Genomic DNA, 1,013 nt, shown 5'->3' with positions numbered 1-1,013 from the left:
GAACCCAAAGTCTATTCATTGATGCGAGAAATATAAGAGGCTTATCTAAAGAAGACGCAAAGAATATTTTAGCGACCGCAGCAACCACAAGAGAATATTTTGTTGATGGCTTCAAGGCTATTGGTGGTTTAATGTTTTGGGCCTGTGACAATGGCAGATATCCAGATAATGAAATGCGCGGGGATATGGCTAGTATCGGTATTTTATTGAGTCGTGGTTCGGAAATTATCGAGGCAACAATTGAGATTGAATGTACAACTGAAATGTATTCCAAAGAATAAGAGGCCCCCATGACTTCATTAAATATACCAGAGTACGAAATTGTAAATGTGAGCGATAGGTCATCTGAGGTAGTGGTTCTATTAACACTATTAAAAGATGCGTATACCCATGAACATGCGCCAGAGGAGGCCGATACAGTTTTTGCTTTAACCGGCATATTGAAATTGGCGCACAAATTAAACTCTGACCTGTTTTGTTTGCTTAATAATGAAAGCGGTGAGGCCAAATCATGAATAACTTATCTAATCGTGTTAGTTCGGCTCTGGCGACGATCCCCGACGAACATCAGAGCCTGGCCTTAGATAATATCCATTACCTTAGTAAGGTTAAAGTGGACTATATCTTAACAGTATTCATCTTTGCAACCGTTAAGCGTTCCGACGTTAAAGCCAAGCCAGTAATGAGACGTGTGACCGCCAGCAGCTATAACGAAGCTCGGCAACAATTGATAGGCGATTACGTTATTTCTTTTGCGGGTAAGGTTCCATTTCGTGAGGTGAATCATGGCTAATAAAAACGCTCTGGAGTTAGCAAGTATTTTTGATGATATCGCTAATTTATTAGATGCAGCAGAACGGCTTCGTATTCACGGCGGCGATGGCGAACATATAGCAGCAGAAATAACAAGCTTTGTTATGGGTCTTGCCGCAACTGGGGCGAGTAAAACACATGAGGCCAACCATGAATAAAGATAACCCATGCATTACTCAATCACCGATTGATGTACTGAG

Annotated in this window: 3 protein-coding genes and 1 pseudogene; all 4 read left to right on the top strand. The window is 41.4% G+C overall.

What is annotated here, in order from left to right; translation table 11 throughout:
* A pseudogene (locus tag AEP37_RS26825) lies at positions 1-281 on the top strand (hypothetical protein); the annotation flags it as partial.
* Positions 282-290: 9 nt separating this feature from the next.
* Positions 291-515, top strand: a complete 225-nt coding sequence (locus AEP37_RS23860) for a hypothetical protein (protein ID WP_049615665.1) — start codon at positions 291-293, stop codon at positions 513-515.
* Positions 512-793 (top strand): host cell division inhibitor Icd-like protein, encoded by a 282-nt coding sequence (locus tag AEP37_RS25905; protein WP_049615664.1) that lies wholly within the window; start codon positions 512-514, stop codon positions 791-793. Before AEP37_RS23860 ends, AEP37_RS25905 begins: the two co-directional genes overlap by 4 nt.
* Positions 786-971 carry a hypothetical protein gene (locus AEP37_RS23850; protein ID WP_049615663.1) on the top strand — a complete coding sequence of 62 codons (186 nt, stop codon included), beginning with the start codon at positions 786-788 and terminating at the stop codon, positions 969-971. Before AEP37_RS25905 ends, AEP37_RS23850 begins: the two co-directional genes overlap by 8 nt.
* Positions 972-1,013: the final 42 nt, after the last annotated feature.

It is taken from the genome of Yersinia pekkanenii (assembly GCF_001152565.1).
GTDB classification, from domain to species: Bacteria; Pseudomonadota; Gammaproteobacteria; order Enterobacterales; family Enterobacteriaceae; genus Yersinia; species Yersinia pekkanenii.
The sequence above is the reverse complement of the archived record's forward strand: the minus strand, read 5'-3'. Positions and strand labels throughout refer to the sequence as shown.